22 protein-coding genes are annotated in these 22,824 nt (G+C 59.8%); 15 read left to right on the top strand and 7 right to left on the bottom strand.

What is annotated here, in order from left to right:
• The first annotated feature begins 34 nt into the window (after positions 1–34).
• From glnA to ACXYMO_RS03340, 5 genes are all read left to right on the top strand, one after another.
• Positions 35–1,438, top strand: a complete 1,404-nt coding sequence (glnA, locus tag ACXYMO_RS03320) for a type I glutamate--ammonia ligase (RefSeq protein WP_458877227.1) — start codon at positions 35–37, stop codon at positions 1,436–1,438.
• Between the two features lie 151 nt (positions 1,439–1,589).
• A complete protein-coding gene (locus ACXYMO_RS03325) occupies positions 1,590–2,030 on the top strand; it encodes a hypothetical protein (protein WP_458877228.1) in 441 nt (146 codons plus the stop codon).
• Positions 2,031–2,190: 160 nt separating this feature from the next.
• Positions 2,191–3,330: a hypothetical protein gene (locus ACXYMO_RS03330; RefSeq protein WP_458877229.1), complete on the top strand. Its 1,140-nt coding sequence runs from the start codon at positions 2,191–2,193 to the stop codon at positions 3,328–3,330.
• A gap of 97 nt (positions 3,331–3,427) precedes the next feature.
• Positions 3,428–4,228, top strand: a complete 801-nt coding sequence (locus tag ACXYMO_RS03335) for a lytic murein transglycosylase (RefSeq protein ID WP_458877881.1) — start codon at positions 3,428–3,430, stop codon at positions 4,226–4,228.
• Positions 4,229–4,485: 257 nt separating this feature from the next.
• On the top strand, positions 4,486–5,355 hold the full coding sequence (locus ACXYMO_RS03340; protein WP_458877230.1) for a hypothetical protein: 870 nt from the start codon (positions 4,486–4,488) through the stop codon (positions 5,353–5,355).
• 52 nt (positions 5,356–5,407) lie between these two features.
• Here ACXYMO_RS03340 and ACXYMO_RS03345 read toward each other — a convergent pair whose 3' ends face one another.
• Complete coding sequence (locus ACXYMO_RS03345; RefSeq protein ID WP_458877231.1) at positions 5,408–6,148, bottom strand: heme-dependent oxidative N-demethylase family protein; 741 nt, start codon at positions 6,146–6,148, stop codon at positions 5,408–5,410.
• Positions 6,149–6,286: 138 nt separating this feature from the next.
• On the opposite strand from ACXYMO_RS03345, the gene dddP reads away from it, so the two are divergent.
• The gene (gene dddP / locus ACXYMO_RS03350) at positions 6,287–7,627 is read left to right on the top strand and encodes a dimethylsulfonioproprionate lyase DddP (protein WP_458877232.1); all 1,341 of its coding nucleotides are present in this window, start codon (positions 6,287–6,289) and stop codon (positions 7,625–7,627) included.
• Here the strand turns inward: dddP and ACXYMO_RS03355 are convergent.
• Positions 7,624–8,415: a GGDEF domain-containing protein gene (locus ACXYMO_RS03355; protein ID WP_458877233.1), complete on the bottom strand. Its 792-nt coding sequence runs from the start codon at positions 8,413–8,415 to the stop codon at positions 7,624–7,626. The two genes, dddP and ACXYMO_RS03355, sit on opposite strands and share 4 nt — an antisense overlap.
• A 173-nt stretch (positions 8,416–8,588) precedes the next feature.
• Between ACXYMO_RS03355 and ACXYMO_RS03360 the strand changes: the two genes are divergently transcribed.
• Positions 8,589–9,803, top strand: a complete 1,215-nt coding sequence (locus ACXYMO_RS03360; protein ID WP_458877234.1) for a bifunctional alpha/beta hydrolase/OsmC family protein — start codon at positions 8,589–8,591, stop codon at positions 9,801–9,803.
• A 50-nt stretch (positions 9,804–9,853) separates the two neighbouring features.
• Here ACXYMO_RS03360 and ACXYMO_RS03365 read toward each other — a convergent pair whose 3' ends face one another.
• From ACXYMO_RS03365 to ACXYMO_RS03380, 4 genes are all read right to left on the bottom strand, one after another.
• Entirely contained in the window at positions 9,854–10,414 is a 561-nt protein-coding gene (locus ACXYMO_RS03365) for an adenylate/guanylate cyclase domain-containing protein (protein WP_458877882.1), read from the bottom strand.
• Entirely contained in the window at positions 10,324–11,178 is an 855-nt protein-coding gene (locus ACXYMO_RS03370; RefSeq protein ID WP_458877235.1) for a GAF domain-containing protein, read from the bottom strand. The genes ACXYMO_RS03365 and ACXYMO_RS03370 overlap by 91 nt, the downstream gene beginning before the upstream one ends.
• A gap of 191 nt (positions 11,179–11,369) precedes the next feature.
• Entirely contained in the window at positions 11,370–11,969 is a 600-nt protein-coding gene (locus ACXYMO_RS03375) for a biotin transporter BioY (RefSeq protein ID WP_458877236.1), read from the bottom strand.
• An 83-nt stretch (positions 11,970–12,052) separates the two neighbouring features.
• Positions 12,053–12,481, bottom strand: a complete 429-nt coding sequence (locus ACXYMO_RS03380; RefSeq protein WP_458877237.1) for a DUF6314 family protein — start codon at positions 12,479–12,481, stop codon at positions 12,053–12,055.
• Positions 12,482–12,613: 132 nt separating this feature from the next.
• Here ACXYMO_RS03380 and purB point away from each other — a divergent pair, with 132 nt between their 5' ends.
• The 7 genes from purB to ACXYMO_RS03415 all read left to right on the top strand — a co-directional run bounded on the left by purB (position 12,614) and on the right by ACXYMO_RS03415 (position 18,996).
• Positions 12,614–13,918: an adenylosuccinate lyase gene (purB, locus tag ACXYMO_RS03385; RefSeq protein ID WP_458877238.1), complete on the top strand. Its 1,305-nt coding sequence runs from the start codon at positions 12,614–12,616 to the stop codon at positions 13,916–13,918.
• 261 nt (positions 13,919–14,179) lie between these two features.
• Positions 14,180–14,341, top strand: coding sequence for a hypothetical protein (locus ACXYMO_RS03390; RefSeq protein ID WP_458877239.1), 162 nt, complete (start codon positions 14,180–14,182; stop codon positions 14,339–14,341).
• Between the two features lie 102 nt (positions 14,342–14,443).
• Positions 14,444–14,977 carry a tetratricopeptide repeat protein gene (locus tag ACXYMO_RS03395; RefSeq protein ID WP_458877240.1) on the top strand — a complete coding sequence of 178 codons (534 nt, stop codon included), beginning with the start codon at positions 14,444–14,446 and terminating at the stop codon, positions 14,975–14,977.
• Positions 14,978–15,090: 113 nt separating this feature from the next.
• On the top strand, positions 15,091–16,152 hold the full coding sequence (locus ACXYMO_RS03400; RefSeq protein WP_458877241.1) for a flagellar motor switch protein FliG: 1,062 nt from the start codon (positions 15,091–15,093) through the stop codon (positions 16,150–16,152).
• Between the two features lie 30 nt (positions 16,153–16,182).
• On the top strand, positions 16,183–17,151 hold the full coding sequence (locus ACXYMO_RS03405) for a DMT family transporter (protein ID WP_458877242.1): 969 nt from the start codon (positions 16,183–16,185) through the stop codon (positions 17,149–17,151).
• Between the two features lie 131 nt (positions 17,152–17,282).
• Positions 17,283–18,098, top strand: coding sequence for an FkbM family methyltransferase (locus ACXYMO_RS03410; protein ID WP_458877243.1), 816 nt, complete (start codon positions 17,283–17,285; stop codon positions 18,096–18,098).
• A gap of 10 nt (positions 18,099–18,108) precedes the next feature.
• Complete coding sequence (locus ACXYMO_RS03415) at positions 18,109–18,996, top strand: lysophospholipid acyltransferase family protein (RefSeq protein ID WP_458877244.1); 888 nt, start codon at positions 18,109–18,111, stop codon at positions 18,994–18,996.
• A 60-nt stretch (positions 18,997–19,056) separates the two neighbouring features.
• Here ACXYMO_RS03415 and ACXYMO_RS03420 read toward each other — a convergent pair whose 3' ends face one another.
• Positions 19,057–19,758: a DUF1223 domain-containing protein gene (locus tag ACXYMO_RS03420; RefSeq protein ID WP_458877245.1), complete on the bottom strand. Its 702-nt coding sequence runs from the start codon at positions 19,756–19,758 to the stop codon at positions 19,057–19,059.
• Positions 19,759–19,991: 233 nt separating this feature from the next.
• Between ACXYMO_RS03420 and acnA the strand changes: the two genes are divergently transcribed.
• On the top strand, positions 19,992–22,739 hold the full coding sequence (acnA, locus tag ACXYMO_RS03425; protein ID WP_458877246.1) for an aconitate hydratase AcnA: 2,748 nt from the start codon (positions 19,992–19,994) through the stop codon (positions 22,737–22,739).
• Positions 22,740–22,824 lie beyond the last annotated feature (85 nt).

A 22,824-nucleotide genomic window follows, 5' to 3' on the forward strand; every position in this document is an offset into this window, starting at 1 on the left:
CCAGCTATTCCAAGGACAGGAAGGACAAGAAAATATGGGAAATAAAGTTCTCGACATGATCAAGGATGAAGACGCCGAATACGTCGACATCCGCTTTACCGACCCGCGCGGTAAACTGCAGCACGTCACCGTGGTGGCCGATCTGGTCGACGAAGACTTCCTCGAGGAAGGCTTCATGTTCGACGGTTCGTCCATCGCAGGCTGGAAATCGATCGAAGCATCGGACATGAAACTGATGCCTGACAGCGACAGCGCCTATGTCGATCCCTTCTATGCCGAAAAAACCGTCTGCATTCATTGCTCGGTTGTCGAGCCCGACACCGGCGAAGCCTACGAGCGTGACCCCCGCGGCACCGCGCAAAAGGCCGAGGCCTACCTGAAGGCGTCCGGCATCGGCGACACGGCCTATATGGGCCCCGAGGCGGAATTCTTCCTGTTTGATGACGTGCGCTTTAGCAACACCATCAACAAGGTTTCTTACGAAGTCGACGCAACCGACGCATCGTGGAACTCCGACACCGAGTACGAAATGGGCAACATGGGCCACCGTCCCGGCGTCAAGGGCGGCTATTTCCCCGTGAACCCGACGGATGAGGCACAGGACCTGCGTTCGGAAATGCTGTCGACGATGAAGCGTCTGGGCATGAAGGTGGACAAGCACCACCACGAGGTGGCGTCCTGTCAGCACGAACTGGGCCTGATCTTCGGGACCCTGACCCACCAGGCCGACGAGCTTCAGAAGTACAAGTACGTCATCCACAACGTTGCCCACGCTTATGGCAAATCGGCGACCTTCATGCCGAAACCCATCGCGGGCGACAACGGCACCGGCATGCACGTGAACATGTCGGTCTGGAAAGACGGCAAGCCCCTGTTCGCCGGCGACAAATACGCCGATCTGAGCCAGGAAGCACTGTATTTCATCGGTGGCATTCTGAAACACGCCAAGGCGCTGAACGCGTTCACCAACCCGTCGACCAACAGCTACAAGCGTCTGATCCCGGGTTTCGAAGCCCCCGTTCTGCGCGCCTACTCGGCCCGCAACCGGTCGGGTTGCGTGCGTATTCCGTGGGCTGAATCGCCCAAGGCCAAGCGCGTCGAAGCCCGCTTCCCGGATCCGTCGGCAAACCCCTACCTGTGCTTTGCCGCACTGCTGATGGCCGGTCTGGACGGCATCAAGAACAAGATCGATCCGGGCGAAGCCATGGACAAGAACCTCTATGATCTGCCCGCCGAAGAACTGGCCGGAATCCCGACCGTTTGCGGCTCGCTGCGCGAAGCGCTCGAAGAGTTGCAGGCCGACATGGACTTCCTGACTGCTGGCGATGTGTTCACCAAGGACCAGATCGACGGCTACATCGAGCTCAAGATGGAAGAGATCGAACTTTACGAACACACTCCGCACCCGGTTGAGTTCGGAATGTACTACAGCTGCTGATCTTTCCCTCGGCAGAGAAAACAAAAGCGCCCGGAAACGGGCGCTTTTTTTGTTGCTTCCAACTTATGCCCGATTTCCTGCATAAAGTTGTCCCCTTCCCAGGCGATAAGACTACAAACCATCACTCGTCACCTAGGGGGGAGACGAAAAAATGTCAGACAAACGTGGATTTGAAGACCGCATCAAGCGTATCGAGGCCAACGCCGGGAAACCGCCCCAATACGCCCCGATTCACGATGAATCGATGCATGGCGTAACCACGCCCACGACCGAAAAACGCAAAGGTGCTTCGGGATTTGTGCGGCTGGTTTTGACGCTCGGCGCGTTTGCGTTCCTGTTTACCGACCTCGGGGACGAATCGATGTCAAATCTTTTGCCTAAACTTGCGGGGCTGGCCGACATCTCGCAGGTGAGCGAAATCGCTGTCCTGACCAAACCTGTTTCGATCCAGACGGCAACCGTACAGGACTTTGCCGCGTCTTCCGAAGCCGCCGTTGCGCAGCAACGCCAGTCCGCGACACAGATCAACGCCGCGTCACAGGCCGCAGAAAAACTGTCTCCGGAACTGCGCAAGATCGCTCTTAAATTCTGATTTCGACCCGACGGTGACCGAAAGGGCGCGCACCTCCCCGCGCCCTTTTTGTTGCGCCAGGTTGAACATTGCACGCTCCCGAAAAGGCCATGCAAAGCGCCCCAAGTTTGCCATTTTCTTGGATTAGATCGCATCAGGAAACAAACAAACGCGATTCAGAATGACCGTTCAAAATTGCATAACACAGGCAGCGCTGCTTTATCACGAAACGCCGTCCCCCGACCTTGCCGCAGTGGCACGGGCGCTGAACGCGCATCTTGAGGGCCGCTCGGATCTGGCGTTGACCGTGGCGCCGAACGGAACCAGTCAATACCTGCTGCTGGTCAACCGCTCCTACCACATCGTTTTTGCAGTACATGCGACGCCGCTGGATGCAAAAGCATTCGAACGCGCGCTCGACGCCCCCTCGACGGGGCCGCGGGACGATGAGTTTGCGACAAAGCTGCGCCAGCACAAGAGCCACATTCTGGTGATGATCGGCGATGGCCCTATGCCCATGCCGTTTGATCAACCCGACGCGTTCGATCCTGCCACCAAGCTTGAGCTGTTGCACCTTGTGGTGCGCCACCTGATTCAGTCGGCCCGCCCTGATGCGGTTCATTTCGCATCCTCGGACATGGTATTTTCGCCCGAACAGGTTGAAAAGGCAGGCGATGCCAGTTTGCCCGTTGCTCTCTGCACGCATCCGGTTCCAACGCCCCTCAAGATCAACGGCGACGGGATCAAGGGAACTGGGCTGCGGTTTGAAAACTCGCAGCTTCTGGTCGGCAAGACAGTCGAAATCGAAGGTCTGCCGCCGCAGGTTCCGCTCGATATCGGGGTGGCGCTTGGCCACACGCTGATCCGTCAGCGCCTCAAGGGAAAGTTACCGCTTGCCGATGGCGATACCGTCAACCCGTCTGGCGGTCTTCCACTGCACGTGCGCCACGAACCGGCGAATGATATCGCCCCTCAGGGCCGCATCATCGCGTCCTTCTGGTCGCCAGACCTCTCGGCCGACTCCACAGCGCAGGCCGATGCCACACCCTTTGTTCCACATCCAGGATATCTTGCCGTGTCACACCCCACAGACACCCCCGAAACGACCGCCTCGGACGACTGGCACCCCGCCGGGACGTCATCCACGCTGTCCGACCCTACACCCCAATCCAGCAACTCGCGCTGGATGGTGTTTGGCGCAATCGCCCTGTTCCTGTGGGTGATCGTGCCCTTCCTCGGTCTGCCCCGCCTGGCGCTTGAGGCAACGTTCAGCGACCAGTTGCTGACAACGGATACTGCCGTTCCCATCGATAACAACTGATCCCCGGGACCTGATCGGGAAAAAACCGGTTCTCACATCGCCTTCCGCGCGCTAGCATTGTGCATGTTTACTTGGTGGGGAGGGTAAAATGACTTTTATGGCAGCTCGGCATCTGGCCGCGGGCGCAGTCTGCGCACTATGCGCGGCAACGCCCGCCCTTACCGCCCCCTGCGGCAATACCAGCCAGGGGTTTGCCCAATGGAAGGCCGATTTCGCCCAAGAGGCCCGCAAGGCTGGCGTCCGCAAACCGGGCCTGCAGGCACTTGCGCAGTCCAAATACGCCAGCCGGACCATTGCCGCTGACCGCAACCAGAAAAGCTTTAAATACTCGCTCGAAAAATTCATGAAACTGCGCGGGGCAGATACGATTGTGGCCCAGGGCCGCAAACGCAAGGCGCGCAACCCCGCCTTTTATGCCGCTCTGGAAAAACAATATGGCGTGCCCGCCGGCATTCTGCTGGCCATCCACGGCATGGAAACCGCCTTTGGCGGGTTCATGGGAGATAGTGAGGTCGTCTCGGCCATCACCACCCTCGCCTATGATTGCCGCCGATCCGATTTTTTCGTGCCCCACGCGATCGCCGCGCTGAAGCTCGTCGATCAGGGCGCCATCACCGCGTCCACGCGCGGGGCCAAGCACGGCGAACTGGGGCACACGCAATTCCTGCCCGGCAATGCCCTGACCTATGGGGTCGATGCCACCGGCGACGGACGTGTGGATTTTTACAATGTGACCGACGCGCTTGCCTCGACCGCGAACTACCTGCGGTTAAAGGGATGGAAAAAAGGCCGCGGATATCAACCGGGTGAACCCAACTTTGCCGTCATCAGGGAATGGAACGCGGCGACCGTCTATCAAAAGGCCATCGCAATTATGGCGGCGCGCATCGACAAGTGACCGCGCGCCACATTTCTGCCGTAAACCAGCCCCCTTTCCGTCAAACTGTCGAATTTTTCCCATAAAACTTTCTGTTTCCACCTAAGCATCAATGCAATGGATTCAGGTCAATTGCCCCTTTGTTTCTCAGATTGAGACACAGTTTTTCCACCCTTCCACCCTAGGCTGACATTCTAGACACAAGAACGGAGGGTTATCGGTTGACCCATCACGGCAGGTATCACGGTGGACTAGTATTTTTTGGGTATGACGACACGTTGCTTGATCAGTTCAGCAGAATTGTTGCCGCAACGCTTGATGACTATGGCCACCTGGTCGAACGCAACAGTATTCAGAACGCGCGCTCGGCCCGCGTCACGGCAAGCCACTATGTGGTGAAATTGACCATGTCGCATGAACTGGAGCATTCCGCACAGCGTCATCGCGCCATCAACATCGATGCCATCGGCGACATCAATCCGCGTCGCGTCCATCTGGCGGAAGACCAGTGGCGCATTCAACTGGATATGTTCCCCGCCGACCCTGATCGCGACGACCAGGACATTTCCGAGCTTTTGCTGGTGGTGATGCTCTATCGCATGTTCGATCAGGTCGATGTGGCGCTGGTCGAATGGCTGGATCCGGCGACCCAATTGGCCGCGCATCAGTTTCTCGAAGCGTTCTCCAACATCGCGCCCAGCCTCGTACGCGGTCAGGCTGACGGATACGGGCTCAACGACCCCCGTTTTGCCCCGATTGACGATACCGAGCAGTTTCTGGCCCGCCAGTATGACGCCCTCGCCACAGAGGAAAACGGGGTCCAACGACGGCACGGATTACCCCCACTGAGCGAGGAACAGGCCCTTGCCATGGCGTTCCGCACCGAAGCCATGCTTGAGGAAGAAAAGCAGGCCCCGGCCATCGCCGCCGATACCGGCCCCAGTGATATCCAGCGCCTGACGGCATGGGGCATGACGGGCATGATGGCCTTTCTGTCCGCCCCGGTCGCGGCCTCGATGGCGGCCGTCAACCTCGCCCGCGGAGAGGATTTTCGCCTCAATACCCACGTCCTGTCGCTGACGGCGTTCCTCGTAACAATGCAAAGTTCCGGCGCATTGGCCAGCGTGGTCACAACTTTCGTACACTGACCCCTCCAGAGTCGTGCACGGGCAAGGCCCCGACAGGTGTGTCGGGGTCTTGCTATTTTGCGGGGATCTGCGTTCTGGTCGCGCAGGCGTCGCTGTGCGACAGGACATAGGTGTGGATCGAAAACACAACTGCCTGTGTTTCCGGAAGGCGCAAGATTACCTGCCGCTCACTGCGCAGAAATGACCCGGTTTCAGACGCCACGTGCTGACGCGGGTCCGTTTCGCGACGCGGATGATATAGGTCCGGCGCGTCATACCAGAACGCGTTGAAACGCCAGATGGGACGTCCGGGCCGAACTCCGTCGAACAACCGTTGCACACGCCGTGCGATGTTAGCGTCATAACTCTCGACCGGTTGATGAATACCCAGCAACGGGCGCATGAATTTTTCGGCCAGCGTCCAGCTGGCCGGAAAGCACAGAACCGCCCCTGTCAGCACATGTTCATCACCGTGTCTTTGCAGAATACACAGATCCTCTTGCACCAACCGGCCAAGCGTTCCCATCGGATCAGTGTGATCGATCGTGACCCTAATCCCATCTGCGCGCTCAACGACCCGCCCGGTCTTCGGTTGGGACAGCGACAACACAAGGTCCAAAAGTTCTTCGGCCGCGGCGCGGGCGCCCTCGTCCAGCGCGAGGACCTCTGGGCGCCGCGTCGATAGCAACTGGTCGCGCAACGCCATTTGTCCGGAAAACGCCTCGTCCCTGACCAGCCAGTCCTCCATGGCAAGGGGCGCCACCCCCGGCAAGGGGCGCGGCGCGAATGGATCATAGGGAAGACTGCGTTGCATCGGGGGTGTCATGGCGGTTCTCTAACATTCCGCCGAACCGCCTGCAGGTAAAAAACGACAGGCGCAACGGTCGCATTCTGGCCAGAAGGACCACCCTGCCCGCTTCAGGATGGGCCCACCCCCTCTGCGAGGTCCGATATGAACAAGCATTTCCGCGATACCCGCAAGATCGATCCGACACGCGGCCCAACCCTGGGCGACGGAACGTCAAACGACGCCAATCGGATCGAGATCGGCCCCACACGGCTGGCGTTCGAGGAATGGGCCGCTGCGGGTCTGGACCTGCCCGATCTGGCCGCCATGCGTGAATATCGCTGGGCCCGCCTGACGCAGCATATCGTCGATCGCGATTACGCCGGCCTGCTGATGTTCGACCCGCTCAATATCCGCTATGCGACCGACAGCACCAACATGCAGCTTTGGAACACCCACAATCCGTTCCGCGCCCTTTTGCTATGCGCGGATGGGTACATGGTGATCTGGGATTATAAGAACGCGCCCTTCCTTTCGAAATTCAACACGCTGGTGCGCGAACAGCGTTCGGGCGCGGACCTGTTCTATTTCGACCGGGGTGACCGGATCGACATCGCCGCCGATGTCTTTGCCAACGAGGTGCGCGCCCTGCTGGCCGAACACGCCCCCGGCCATGCCCGTCTTGCGGTGGACAAGATCATGCTGCACGGGCTGCGCGCGCTTGAGGCGCAAGGTCTGACCATCATGGAAGGGGAAGAAGTCACTGAAAAATCCCGCGCCGTCAAAGGCGTGGATGAGATCAAGGCGATGCGATGTGCGTCCCATGCCTGTGAAACTGCCGTGCGGGCAATGGAGGATTTCGCCCGCATCAACGTCCCCCTCGGACAGACCTCGGAAAACGACATCTGGGCCGTTCTTCATGCGGAAAACATTCGCCGTGGCGGGGAATGGATCGAAACCCGTCTGTTGTCATCCGGCCCCCGCACCAATCCGTGGTTCCAGGAATGCGGGCCGCGCATCGTGCAAAACAATGAAATCGTGAGTTTCGACACCGACCTTGTCGGCGCCTATGGCATCTGTGTCGACATTTCGCGCAGCTGGTGGATTGGCGACGCCAAACCGCCTGCGGACATGGTCTATGCGATGCAGCACGCCCATGACCACATCATGACCAACATGGAAATGTTGCGCCCCGGTGTGACCATTCCTGAACTGAGCGCAAATTGCCATCGGCTGGATGACCAGTTCCAGGCCCAGAAATATGGCTGCATGATGCACGGGGTCGGTTTGTGTGATGAATGGCCGCTGGTGGCCTATCCTGACAAGGCTGTTGCAGGCGCGTTCGACTATGCGCTTGAACCCGGCATGGTTCTTTGTGTCGAGGCCGCAGTCGGCGCAGTGGGCGGTGATTTTACCATCAAGCTGGAAGATCAGGTTCTGATTACCGAGGATGGCCATGAAAACCTGACAACCTATCCGTTCGATCCGGCGTTGATGGGCGGCTAGGCCCTTTTTGCCTGTGATCGGGGCACCGGCAAGGCGCGTTCCACGCAATTGCGCCCGTTGGCCTTTGCCAGGTACAGCGCCGCGTCCGCCTTTTGAATATGCTGGTCGATGGTTTGCCCTCCGGCGGATTCGGCCACGCCAAAACTGGCGGTGACGTCGATCAGGCCCGATTGCGTCTCGACCGGGTCGTGCGCAATCACCTTGCGCAATCGTTCGGCGACGCCCGCGCCATTGTCGAATCTGGTACATGGCAGGTAGACGATGAACTCCTCCCCGCCGAACCGTGCCACCACATCATCGCCCCGGCAGTCGCGCATCAGCCGGCGTGCGAATTCGACCAGAACCTGGTCGCCCACGTTATGCCCGTAGGTGTCATTGATCACCTTGAACCGGTCAATATCCGCCGCGATCACGACGGCCCGGTCAGCCCCCCGCGCCTCGACTGCGCGAAAGAACCCAGAACGCGTGTTCAGCCCGGTCAGTTGATCGTGATTGACCATGTGTTTGAGCTGTTTGGTCAGATTGAACACTTTCAGCATCTGCAATCCCATCAGATAGGTCACCGAACAGGTCACGGCCGAGCCCACGGCGTTATAGACCCAGAACACCTTGGCAAAGGTATCGCTCGCCATCAGAAAGAAGTTTGCGGTGTTACAGATCGTCAGCACCAGAACGGTCGTGACGATGCTGAACCAGAAAACATATTTCCGGTTCTGAAACACCAGGTATCGCTGCAACGACCGCATCAGACTGTTCTCATCCACCACATGAAAGTTCACCTCCAACATCGCATATACCGCACAACCCCCCGTTTTCGCATGAATTACTGCGCACAATTCCGGGCAAGTTTTCGGAAAATCCGGAACACTGGCCGTAACGGCTGCGTTATGCTGTCGGGGTACGGGTTGCGCTTGGGGCCTGCGCTGCCCAAAGTCGGCCCAAATACGTCAGGACGGATTACATGACCACAGAGCGCATCACATTCACCGGCCATGGCGGCCACGACCTGGCCGCCCGGCTGGACATGCCGCCGGGTCCGCATCTGGCCACGGCGCTGTTTGCGCATTGTTTCACCTGTTCCAAGGATATTCCGGCCGCCCGGCGGATCGCAGCGCGGCTTGCGTCGATGGGCATCGCGGTTTTGCGGTTCGATTTCACTGGTCTGGGCCACTCGCAGGGCGAATTTGCCAACACCACCTTTTCCTCGAATGTCGAGGATCTGGTCGCCGCCGCCGACTACCTCAAATCGCGCGACATGGCGCCCTCCCTTCTGATCGGGCATTCGCTGGGTGGGGCGGCGGTGCTGCGCGCCCGCGCCCGGATCGACAGCGCCCGCGCGGTTGTCACTGTGGGCGCGCCCTTCGATCCCGAACATATCACCCGCCATTTCGAGGACGCCCTGCCCGATATCATGTCTCATGGCATTGCCGAGGTGTCACTGGGCGGGCGTCCGTTCCATATTGGCAAGGCATTTCTGGATGACATCGCCGCCGGTCAGTTGACCCCGGCCATTTCCGATCTCAAAGCGGCCCTGCTGGTGCTGCACGCGCCGCGCGACGAAACCGTCAGCATCGACAACGCCAGCGAAATTTTCCTCGCCGCGAAACATCCCAAAAGCTTTGTCACACTGGATGATGCCGATCACCTGATCACCCGGCCCAGCGACGCCGAATACGCCGCCGATGTGATCGCCGCCTGGGTCAAACGCTATATCGACCTCAAGGCCCCCGCGCCGCCCCCCGGTGCGCCCGAAGGCATCGTGCGCGTGTCCGAGGCCGACCCCGACGGGTTCCTGCAGGATGTGCAGTCCGGCCCCGATCATCACATCCGCGCGGACGAACCGGTTGCCTATGGCGGCACCAACAGGGGTCTGACGCCCTATGGCCTGGTTTCCGCGGGGCTTGGCGCCTGTACCTCGATGACCATCCGCATGTATGCGCGGCGCAAAGGCTGGCCGCTGGACCATGTGCGCGTCGATGTCAGCCACGACAAGGTCCACGCGCAGGACGCTGGATCAAACAAGGACGACAAGATAGACGCCTTCCGGCGCGAAATCTTTCTGACCGGAGACCTGAGCAACGATCAACGCACGCGCCTGCTCGAGATCGCCGGCAAATGCCCGGTACATCGAACGTTGGAGCGCAGCTCCAGGATCGAAACCGTTCTAGGGGAGTGAAATCGTAAAACTCGAAAGTCGCAATATGCGCGCGGAAATCGAAAAAACCCCTATTGCAAATGGGCCTTTCCGGCGCCCTGATCAGCCTTACTGTTGTCGGCCAAGCGGAACACTTCCACGGGTTTTCGCATCCCTTTCAGGCTGATCTCACCCCGGGATTCGGTGGCAAAGTCATCTTCCACCGCTATAGACGCCCGCGGACTGAGGAGGATCTCGCCGTCCTCGGCCTCGTCGCACAGGCGCGCAGCCAGGTTGATGGCCGTGCCGGACGCCGTGTAATCGAACCGTCCTTCGAAGCCCACCATGCCAACCGTTGCATACCCCAGGGAAACGCCGACACCAAAGCCAAGACGATGTCCAACACGTTTCCAACCGGCGCAGAGCTCGGCCATGCGCTCGCCCATTGCAATTGCCAGCCTGACGGCACTTCCGGCCGGATCATCACAAGGCAGCGGATCGTTGAACAGAACCATGATGCCATCGCCCATCCGGTGATCGACACCGGCCCCATGTGCATTGATCAGCTTGCCCATTTCCTCATGATAAGTCTGAAGTACTTCGATCGTCTCTTCGGGTTCGGCTGTTTCACAAAACGCCGTGAACCCCCGAATGTCACAGAAAAGTACCCCAAAAGGGCACGATGGCTGGACAACAGTTGTTCAGAGCCGGAAGAAACCACGGCATTCGCAACGGCCGAAGGCAGGAACCGCTTGAGCCGCCCCATGCGCTCGATCTCGCCCACCTGCTCCTCAACGCGATCGCCAAGTTCCGCATTCAGGGCCTCAAGCGCCTTGAACTGGCGCACGTTTTCTATGGCAATGACTGCTTGGGCCGCAAAGGTCTGAACAAGACTGATTTCATCTTCGGAAAATGGCGCGACCTCGTGCTTGTACAAGCAAATAACCCCGATGCTGTCACTTTCGGTTTTCAGGGGCACGAAAAGGGCTGTGCGCATTCCTTCAGCCTTGTCCGCATAGCCTAGTTGGGGCGTGTAGTATTTCGTCCCTTTCAGGCTTTGGATATCTTCGTATTGCATCGGCTCACTGGCTTTCATGCCCTTGACCGAAATCGATCCTTCGTTGTTGTGCAATGGGATCGGGTTGGCTCGCAGAAGATCGAGAAACTTGGATGTCGCAAAATTTTGGGCCGCCACTTCGAGATGGGTGTCGGCCTCGTTGCGTAGCTGCAGGAAAGCATGCGGCGCCTTGCAAAGTTGCGCAGCACTCTCGAGGATCAATTCAAAGACCGGCCCTTCATCATCGCGTGACCGGCTCATGATGTGCAAAACGTTCTGAGTCGCTGCGTTTCGTTCCCGGATGCGGGCGATTTCGATACGCAGTCCGGACAATTCGTCGTTCTTTGCCGGGTTCGTCAAAAACCGGCCCTCCCCATTCCAATAATTACACAGGGATAGTCATTTTTGAGAAGTCTGACCGGTCTCGGTGAACCTCGGTCGTTTTTAAGGAGCCTGCAAAGTCCAGCAACACGGATGAAAACAAGTCATCCCTGACAAAAAATGGCGCAGCCCCGGGGGCCACGCCATCAGCATGTTTAAGTATATCAGGATCAGGTGCGGGCGTTGCCGACCATCTTCCAGATCGCCGGCAGCAGAATCGCCGCCAGACCCAGCTTGATCAAATCGCCCAGAAGGAATGGTGTCAGGCCCCAGTCCAGGATCGGCTTGTCCCAGCCGTATAACTGACCCAGCCAGATCAGGCCCGGCACATAGATCAGCACATTGCCGATCAGCATGGCCAGCGCCATTTTCAGAACGGACCGGTCCCAGCCGCGCGCAGCCAACGCGCCCAGCGTCACGGTCGCCAGAACATAACCAACAAGATAACCGCCGGTGCCGCCCATCATGTAGGTCAGACCGAATTTTTCCGCCGACGATCCGGCAAACACGTCAAAACCCAAGGCGCCAACGATCATGTACCCAAAGATCGTGGCAAGCCCCAGACGCGCGCCATAGGCGGCGCCAATGCTCAGCACGGCAAAGGTGCCCATGGTGATCGGAACGGGCCACATCGGCACCTTGATCTTGGCCGCAACAGCCAGTGCAACGATACCCAGAACAACCAGGGTAACCTGTTTCACACGCAGGGCCAGCCCTTCGCGCGGGCCAAAGGCCTGTGCCAATACGATGTCAGTGGATGCAAGGCTCATAGTCCGAATTCTCCTGTCGGTTTTGGATTTGCGTCCGTGCATGCCCCAATTGCTGCAGTGCCGCAAGCAGGTTTACGCCAATATCAGAGATTGACCCGCGCCGGGCCCGTCCGAGCGTAAGTTGCGGTCATGACATAATCTTTTCGGGGTCCGCGCACCTGCCAGCGGGTGGTAAAGCCGGGCCAGCCGCCAAAGTCATAGGACACGACATAATCGTCCGGGTCGCACCAGTGATGCGCCTCTCCCCCGGCTGCGGGAACCCTGTGAAAGAACCGGCCGTCGTCAAACAGCACGCTCAGATCAGGCAGCCACAGGTATTCGCGTTCGGCCAGAAACGGGGCATGACCCGCGATGATCAATTGCCCGGTTTCGCGATATCGCAACCCTTGCGTGCAGGGCGTCCAATCAGCCTGTCCTGCAAACGTTGCATCGGGGCCTTTTGCGTGGTGGATGACGCGATCCACCCTCCATGCACCCGCAAAATCCGACAAACTGCGCAGGTCAGCAGCCATGCGTCCCTCCGCATGTGGGGGGTAAATGTCGGGCAAACCGTCTCATCCGGTCTCTCCTGCCTTGTCGTATCGCCTTGGCCGGTCTAAGACCCGCCTCGAACGCCTCCCAATCATAAAAAGGTGCTGCTGCCAATGATCCCCCGCTATTCCCGCCCCGAAATGGTCGCCATCTGGAGCCCCGAGACCAAGTTCCGCATCTGGTACGAGATCGAAGCGCACGCCTGCGAAGCCATGGCCGATCTGGGCGTTATCCCGCGCGAAAACGCCGACGCCGTCTGGAAAGCCAAGGATGTCGAATTCGACGTAGCCCGCATTGACGAGATCGAGGCCGTCACCAAACATGACGTTATCGCCTTTCTGACCCATCTCGCCGAACACGTCGGCAGCGACGAGGCCCGGTTTGTGCACCAGGGCATGACCTCTTCGGATGTTCTGGACACCTGTTTCAACGTCCAGCTGGTGCGCGCCGCCGATATCCTGATCGCCGACATGAAGGGCCTGCTCGCCGCGCTCAAGAAACGCGCGTATGAGCACAAGGATACCGTGCGCATCGGGCGCAGCCACGGCATCCACGCAGAACCCACCACCATGGGCCTGACCTTTGCCCGGTTCTATGCGGAAATGGACCGCAACCTGAACCGTCTGGAAAAGGCACGCTATGAAATCGCCACCGGCGCGATTTCGGGTGCGGTCGGCACTTTCGCCAACATCGATCCCCGGGTCGAGGAACATGTCTGCGAGAAACTGGGCCTGGAACCCGAACCGATCAGCACCCAGGTCATCCCGCGCGACCGTCACGCCGCGTTCTTTGCCGCGCTTGGCGTCGTGGCGTCGTCCATTGAAAACGTCGCCATTGAAATTCGCCACATGCAGCGGACCGAGGTTCTGGAGGCGGAAGAGTTCTTTTCCAAGGGCCAGAAGGGCTCCTCGGCGATGCCGCACAAGCGCAACCCGGTGCTGACCGAAAACCTGACCGGTCTGGCCCGCCTCGTGCGCATGGCCGTTGTTCCGGCGATGGAAAACGTGGCCCTCTGGCATGAACGCGACATTTCGCATTCCTCCGTCGAACGCAACATCGGCCCGGACACCACAATCACCCTCGATTTCGCGCTGTCGCGCCTGACCGGTGTGATCGAAAAGCTGGTGATCTATCCGGAAAACATGCTGGCCAACATGAACAAGTTCCGCGGACTGGTCATGTCCCAGCGGGTTCTGCTGGCCCTGACACAGGCCGGTGTCAGCCGCGAAGACAGCTATAAGCTGGTTCAGCGCAACGCGATGAAAGTCTGGGAAGAAGGCAAGGATTTCAAAACAGAACTGCTGGCTGACCCGGATGTTCTGGCCGCGCTGAGCAAGGAAGAAATAGAAGAGAAATTCGACCTCGGCTATCACACCAAACATGTCGACACGATCTTCAAACGGGTGTTCAAGGACTGATCACCGACCAGATTTCGCGCGCGTCGCCACAGGTTTTTGCCTGCAAACCGGTGCCGCGCGCGAAACGCCCCCTTTCCAACCCCTTGATTTTTATGGTCTCGATCTTGGACCAAACCGCCCCGACGCGCCAAATGCCCGCTGTATTGGCGGTTCCCTGCACGTTCCCGTCACCTCGTTCGATTTCATTTTGTCCAGAGCAGATTGAAAGCTATGATCGAAACAGTGATCTATTTTGATTTCAGTAAGCAAAGGATAAACAGGATGACTCTCAAATTCGCCCTGGCCACGCTGGCCCTCTGCATCACGCCCGCCCTTGGATTTGCCGAAGGCTGTTCGGACCACAACGATCAGGTGCAATCCTGTGCCTCGGGGTCGGTCTGGGATGATAATTTAAAGACCTGTGTAAAGCAGATCACAGGCTGATCGCCTGACCTGATCTGTTTTACGTGACGGTGTCTGGTGGGGCCCTCGTCCGGGGGCATTTATTTATGCCAGGGACAACACCATTTTTTTCGGAGTTACCAAATGCGTTTTTTAATGATTCTCGCCCTCCTTTTGCCCGGTTATGCCCTTGCGGCAGGCAGTGGCACGGACAGTTCACCGCCCAAGACGACCAAGACCACGAAGACCTGCAAGGGAATCAAGGTCTGGGACGACAAATCCGGCAAATGCGTCAACCCGCAGGAAACACTGCTGGATGGTGACGTCCTCTATCTTGCGGCGCGCGAACTGGCCTATGCCGGGCGCTATGGCGATGCGCAGGGCGTTCTTCTGGCGATCCCGGATCAGATGGATGACAGGGTGCTGACCTATTGGGGGTTCACCCATCGCAAGATGGGTCATTCCGATCTGGCGCGCGCCTATTACCGTAAGGCCCTGATGCGCAACCCCGACAATATTCTGGCCCGGTCCTACATGGGTCAGGGGTTGATCGAGGATGGAAAGGTCGATGCCGCCATTGTCCAGTGGCGTGAGATCCGCGCGCGCGGTGGTGAAGGCACCTGGCCCGAGGCCTCGCTGCGCGACGCCCTCCGGACCGGTCTCATCTACGACTACTGACCTTCAGGGTTTCTTTACTTCTGCCTGCCTAAGCTGGTGCATCCCTCGGTAGGGGACATACAGGCAAGGGCAGAACTATGCAGGACGACAGGGCAATTGCGCAATTGCCGACCATGGCAACCGCCCCTGGGGGCCCGGCGCCCGGATCGGCGCGGGGCCCCATACCATTGGACAACAGGGCCAAGGCCGCCATCGTGGTGCGCCTGTTGCTGAACGAAGGGGCGGACCTTCCGCTGGAAGAATTGCCCGATGACCTGCAGGCGCGGCTGACACAGCAAATGGGGCAGATGGGTCTTGTGGACCGGGCAACGCTGAATTCGGTGATCGGCGAATTCGCCGGCATTCTTGATGAGGTCGGGTTGTCCTTTCCCAAAGGTATCGCCGGCGCACTGAGCGCCCTGGACGGCAAGATCAGCGTGCAGACGGCCGCACGGCTGAGGAAAGAGGCCGGCGTGCGCGCAGCCGGTGACCCCTGGACACGTCTACGGAGCCTGCCGGTGCAGGATCTCGCCGACATAATCCAGGCCGAAAGCATCGAGGTCGCCGCCGTGCTGTTGTCGAAACTCGACACCGCCAAGGCCGCAGACCTGCTGGGCAAATTGCCCGGTCCACTGGCGCGGCGGATCACATATGCGGTGTCCCAGACCGGTTCCGTCACGCCGCAGGCGGTGGACCGAATCGGCCTGTCGCTGGCCAGCCAGCTGGACGATCGGCCCATTCTTGCCTTTGCCGACGCACCCACCGCACGGGTCGGGGCGATCCTGAACCAGTCTGCAGCGCGCACGCGTGATGACATGCTGTCCGCGCTGGATGAAGCAGACGCCGATTTCGCCGGCGCGGTACGGCGTGAAATCTTTACCTTTGCCCATATCCCCCATCGTCTGAATGCGCGCGATGTACCCGCGATCATTCGCACGGTCCAGGGCGATGTCCTGGTCACAGCAATGGCCGCCGCCACCGATGAGGCGTCAGCCCCGGTGGCCGAATTCATCCTGTCCAACATGTCCACCCGGATGGCGGATAACCTGCGCGAAGAGATTGGCGAAAAAGGCACCGTCAAACCCCGCGATGGCGAGGCGGCAATGAACGCGATCGTGGCAGCGATCCGCCAGTTGGAGCAATCAGGCGAGGTCACTTTGATCACACAAGACGACGAGGATGAAGAAGACGGCTGATTCCACGTTGTGAACAGGTGAACGAACGGCATGGACACGGCCGCCATACGCCCCTATCACCCTGCCAATGATCCGGTTTCCGACCTTATCCGCCACGTCCGTGACCCTGCAACCTCCCTGCGTGCCGCGATGACGGACGCTGCCGCGATATCCGGACGCAACCGGGCGATCCTGCTGATGATCGCGGCGATTTTCTGTTTTTCCCTGATGGACGCCTCGGTCAAATCACTTGCCCCGCGCGTCGGCGTTCTGCCCGCCTTATGGGTGCGCTATGCCGGTCAGATGCTGTTGGTTCTCATACTGGTGATGCCGCGTCTGCGCGCCGTGGCGCGCACGCGCTACCCGGGCCTGCAATTCCTGCGTTCGGTCCTACTGATGAGTGCCACAGGATTTTTCTTTACCGGGATCAGCCTGATACCACTGACCGACGCGGCGGCGTTGATGTCGGTCAATCCGGTTCTCATCACGCTGGGCGCGGCGCTGTTTCTGGGCGAGGCTTTGGGCCCGCGCCGCATTGCCGGAATCGCCGCAGCCCTGATCGGGGCAATGATCATCATCCGACCGGGCAGTGCTGTGTTTTCCCCCAGCGCGCTTCTCCCGCTCGCTGCCGCCGCCTGTTATTCAGGCTACGCGCTTTTGACGCGCAAGGTTGGCCCGGACGAAGACGCCTGGACATCCCTGTTTTACACCGGCCTTGTCGGCACCATCCTGCTGAGTGTGGCAGTGCCGTTCAAATGGCAGACGCCCGACGCCCCGGCCCTTGGGCTGATGACACTGATCGCGGTGTTCGGCACCGTCGGCCAAATGTGCCTGATCCGGGCCTTCAGCCAGGGCGAGGCGGCCATGCTTGCCCCCTATTCCTATGTCGGACTGGTCTTTGCAGCGGTCTGGGGCGCATTGTTTTTCACCGAATTCCCTGACGTCTGGACGGTGGTCGGTGCCCTTGTTATCGCCGGGGCGGGTCTGTATGTCTGGCAGCGTGAAACTTTTCGCCGCTAAAAGCGACGATTTCCCAACCCCGCACTTGCCCGTCCAATCGACAACATGACCGAGACCGCCCTCCACACCATCTATCCGCCAGAAGGGTACCGTTGCCCGATGTCGGGCCGTCCGGCACAAGGGAAAAACCGATGCTGAACGCCGACGATTGGATTGAAGACTCTGCCCTCAAGAACATCTCGTATGGGTTCGATTGGCGGGTGGTCAAATCCATGACCTCTGAAAAAATGTCCTGTCTAGCGCAATCCCTGGCGCCAAAAAAGACGGGTGTCGATCTCATACGGATCGGAGGCCAGGCGGATGGCGGGTACATCATTCCCGACGATCTGGACGGCATCTTGGGGTGCTTTTCCCCCGGCGTGGGATCAACGGCGACTTTCGAAAAGGAAATGCTGGCGCGTGGCATCCCTTGCTATCTGGCGGATGCCTCCGTGGACAAGGCCCCGATCGAGGATGAAAACCTGGTGTTCGACCCGGTGTTCATTGGTCCGAAAACACAAGGCAATTTCATCACTCTGGAAGACTGGGTGCAAAAATACGCCCCCCCTGAAGGCGATCTTGTCCTGCAGATGGACATCGAAGGTGCCGAGTATGACATCCTGACACACGCGCCCCGTGAAACCCTGTCCCGGTTCAGGGTGCTGACGGTCGAATTTCACCGCTTTCACCTTTGTCTGAACGCAAGACATTACAAGCGGATCGCCGACGCGCTGCACCGTTTGTCCGATCTGTTTGTACCGGTCCACGTGCATGCCAATAACGCCCGCCCCTTTGTGCGCTATGGCGATTATGTCGTGCCCCGGACAATCGAAATCAGCTATCTGAGACGCGACCGGATCACCAAGGACCTGTCGCCGGTTTCCAACATGCCGCATCCGCTGGACGAAGCGAATGTGCCGTCCCATCCAAACCCGCCGCTTCCCGAATGGATGTGGCAACAGGGCTAAGATTTCGAAAATGCCAGTTGACCCCAGTACATTGTCACGGTCCCGGCTTGCGGGGTATTTCGTCGGCAACCTGTTTTTGCGCGGCCTGATCGGCTGCGCGAAACTGGCGCCCTATCGCTGGCGCGTACCGGCCATGGGCTGGATCCTATCGCGGGTCATCGCGCCGCTGGTCGGCGCTGACAAACGGGTCCGCGACAACCTGAAACTGACCTGCCCCGACCTGCCCGAGGAGGAGGTAAGCCGCCTTTGCCGGGCCGTCCCCAACAATGCCGGGCGCACCCTGATCGAGCTTTATTCCGGCCGCCCCTTTCTGGAGCGCGCCTGGGCCGCGCCGATATCCGGCCCCGGTCTGAGCGCACTGGAACAGGCCCGCGCCGCCCGGCGACCGGTGATCCTGATGACCGGCCATTTCGGAAATTACGATGCGGCGCGCGCCAACCTGATCCATCGCGGCCACGAAATGGGCGCGCTTTATCGACGGATGGCGAACCCCTACTTCAACGCTCACTACGTGCGCACGATCTCGAACATCGGCGCGCCGATGTTCGAACAGGGGCGGCGCGGGATGATGGAAATGGTGCGCCACCTCAAAGACGGGGGCATCATCGCCATCGTGGGCGATTTGCACGCCCATGGGGGTAAGGTGCTCAACTTTTTCCGCCAGCCTGCGGTGACCTCGATCGTGCCTGCGGAACTGGCTCTGAAATACGATGCGGTGATGATCCCGGTTTATGCCATCCGCCAGCCGAACGGGCTGGATTTCGAGATTGTCATGCATGATCCGATCCCGCACTCGGACGCGGAAACCATGACCCAGGCCATCAATGACGGGCTTGAGGAGCTGGTGCGCGAACACATGGACCAATGGTTCTGGATCCATCGCCGCTGGAAACCTTAGATCGGTCTCGCCCCTCCGGAAACCTAACCTGTTCGCGGGCATGCGTGATGCCGCCTGACCCTAGTCCGCCCGGGCCGCCCCGACAATCTTGCCCGGGCCAGCATGCTGCACAAGAACCACAGCCGGGTGATCGGACTTGAGCGTCGCCTCGACCTCGATCGTGGCCAGACCGTCCCATGTGCCGATCTTTTGCCAGTCATCGACCACGTTTGCGTAATCGATATCGCGACCGGCGTTTTCCCCACGGGTGATATGGGCCATTCGGTTTGGCACATATTGCACCAGGAACAGATTCAGCGGCCCGGCCAGCGGCCCGGATGCGGGGGCCAGACGTATGTGGACCCCCTGCCCCTGACGCTGCGCCAACAGGTTCACCGCCGCCGGGCGCGCCTTGTGCGCATTGATCAGATCGGCCAGTTCCATCGGTTTGGCCCCGACCAGATCCTCCTGCCCGTTGATGACCATCTGGGGGGTATAGATCATGCGCCGTCCGGCCGCGGCGGCATATCCCTTTTGACGCAGGGTATGGTCCGGATTGGCAAATTCGTCTTTCCAGCCGATGTAGTCCCAGTAATCCACATGCAACGCCAGCGGGATCACATCGTCCCGCTGTGCCAGCCGACGCAACAGCGCATCCGCCGGCGGGCATGAGGAGCACCCCTGCGAGGTGAAGAGTTCGACCACGACCGGTTGTGACTGGGCCAGAACCGGGAGCGGGACGCATGTCGACAGAGCGACGGCCAAAGCGGCGATAATCTTCATCGGGGTATCCTCGTGCGGTACGTCCGCTTTTATCGACAGGGTGGGGTCTTGACCAATCAAGGTTTCTTGAGACCGGGTGTTTGGCCGATTGCGGGGGCCTCGGGCCTGTTTTGTGTGCAATGGTATACAAAAATTGACGCACCCCCCCTGATCGCTATTGAATGCGGGGCCGACCTGATGCAGATAGCAGCCAGCTAAATCCCATTTCCACGACTCTTTCGAAGGGAGGCCCCATGCCTATCACCGTTGGACAGGACACCGCCAAGACACGCAAAACCCTGAGCGTGAACGGCAAGACCATCTCGTACTACTCGATCCCCGCCGCTACCGAGGCTGGCCTTGGCGATTTTGCCAAGCTGCCGGCCGCACTCAAGGTGGTGCTGGAAAACATGCTGCGTTTCGAGGACGGCAAGACCGTCAGCGTTGATGACATCAAGGCCTTTGCCGAATGGGGTGCCAAGGGCGGCAAGAACCCCCGCGAAATCGCCTATCGTCCTGCCCGCGTGCTGATGCAGGATTTCACCGGTGTTCCCGCCGTCGTCGACCTGGCCGCGATGCGCGACGGGATCAAGGCGCTTGGCGGCGATCCGGAAAAGATCAACCCGCTGAACCCTGTCGATCTGGTCATCGACCACTCGGTCATGATCGATGAATTCGGCAACCCGCGCGCGTTCCAGATGAACGTTGACCGTGAATACGAACGCAACATCGAACGGTACACCTTTCTCAAATGGGGTCAGAACGCGTTCAACAACTTCCGCGTCGTGCCCCCCGGCACCGGCATCTGCCACCAGGTGAACCTGGAATACCTGGCCCAGACCGTCTGGACCGACACCGATCAGGACGGTCAGGAAGTGGCCTATCCCGATACGCTGGTCGGCACCGACAGCCACACCACCATGGTCAACGGCGCGGCCGTTCTGGGCTGGGGTGTTGGCGGGATCGAGGCCGAGGCCGCCATGCTGGGTCAGCCGATTTCAATGCTAATCCCCGAGGTTGTGGGCTTCAAGCTTACCGGCGCGATGATGGAAGGCACGACCGGCACCGACCTCGTGCTCAAGGTAGTCGAACTGCTGCGCGAAAAGGGCGTGGTCGGCAAGTTCGTGGAATTCTACGGCCCCGGCCTTGACCACCTGCCGCTGGCCGATCGCGCGACCATCGCCAACATGGCGCCTGAATACGGTGCGACCTGTGGTTTCTTCCCGATCGACGACGAAACGCTGCGCTATCTGCGCAACACGGGCCGCGAAGAAGACCGTATTGCCCTGGTCGAGGCCTATGCCAAGGAAAACGGCTTCTGGCGCGGTTCGGACTACAACCCGATCTATACCGATACGCTCGAACTCGACATGGGAACGATCGTTCCGGCGATCTCCGGTCCGAAACGCCCGCAGGATTACACCCCGCTCGATCAGGCGGCGCGCGCCTTCTTTGACGTTGTCGCTGAATATCGGGGCGAAGACGAATCCCAAGACGCGACCGAAATGGCCTCAGAAGGCCCCACGCCAGACGCACTGATCGATCCGCGCAAATCGGTCAAGGTCAAGGGCGAGGATTACGAACTCCGCGATGGGTCGGTCGTGATCGCTTCGATCACCTCCTGCACCAACACGTCGAACCCCTACGTTATGATCGGCGCCGGTCTGGTCGCCCGCAAGGCGCGTGCGCTGGGCCTGACCCGCAAACCCTGGGTCAAGACATCGCTGGCACCGGGGTCGCAGGTCGTTTCGGCCTATCTCGAAGCGGCAAACCTGCAAGAAGACCTCGACGCGCTCGGGTTCAACCTGGTTGGCTATGGCTGCACCACCTGTATCGGCAACTCGGGTCCGATCCAGAAGGAGCTGTCCGACGCCATCGCCGAGGGCGACCTGGTCGCAACCTCGGTCCTGTCCGGCAACCGCAACTTCGAAGGCCGGATCAGCCCCGATGTGCGGGCCAACTACCTTGCCTCCCCGCCGCTTGTCGTGGCCTATGCCATTGCGGGCGACATGAACATCGACCTCACCAACGAGCCGCTGGGCGAGGACAAGGATGGCAATCCGGTCTATCTCAAGGACATCTGGCCGACCACCAAGGAAGTCGCCGATCTGGTTCAGGAAACCGTGACCCGCGAGGCGTTCCAGTCCAAATACGCCGATGTGTTCAAGGGTGACGAGAAATGGCAAAGCGTCGAAACCACGGACAGCCAGACCTATGACTGGCCGTCGGCGTCGACCTATGTCCAGAACCCGCCCTACTTCCAGGGCATGTCATCGGAACCGGGCAAGATCACCAATATCGACGATGCCCGCGTTCTGGCCCTGCTGGGAGACATGATCACGACCGACCACATCTCGCCCGCCGGTTCGTTCAAGAACACCACACCGGCCGGTCAGTATCTGATCGATCGTCAGGTTCCGGTGCGCGAATTCAACTCGTACGGATCGCGGCGCGGTAACCACGAGGTGATGATGCGCGGCACCTTCGCCAACATCCGCATCCGGAACGAGATGCTGGAAGGCGTCGAAGGCGGCTATACCAAAGGCCCCGACGGTCAGCAGACTTCGATCTTCGACGCTGCGATGGACTATCAGGCGTCCGGCACGCCGCTGGTCATCTTCGGCGGTGAACAGTATGGAGCGGGGTCCTCGCGCGACTGGGCGGCCAAGGGCACGGCCCTGCTGGGCGTCAAGGCCGTTATCGCCGAAAGCTTTGAGCGTATCCACCGCTCGAACCTGGTTGGCATGGGCGTGATCCCGTTCGAATTCACCGGCGGCGATACCCGCAAGACGCTGGGTCTGACCGGGGATGAAACCGTGGCGATCCACGGGCTCGATACCATCCAACCCCTGCAAGAGGTGCCCTGCATCATCACCTATGCAGACGGCACCCAGAAAACCATTCAACTCAAGTGCCGGATCGATACCGCCATCGAAATCGAATACATCGAACATGGCGGCGTTCTGCACTACGTGCTGCGCGACCTGGCCAAATCGGCCTGAACTTAGCGCACGAACGAATGCCAAAGGGCGCCCCACGGGGCGCCCTTTTTCGTTTGGCTTCGGATCAGATGCCCGGCCCATTTAC

The organism is Arenibacterium sp. CAU 1754 (assembly GCF_054482635.1).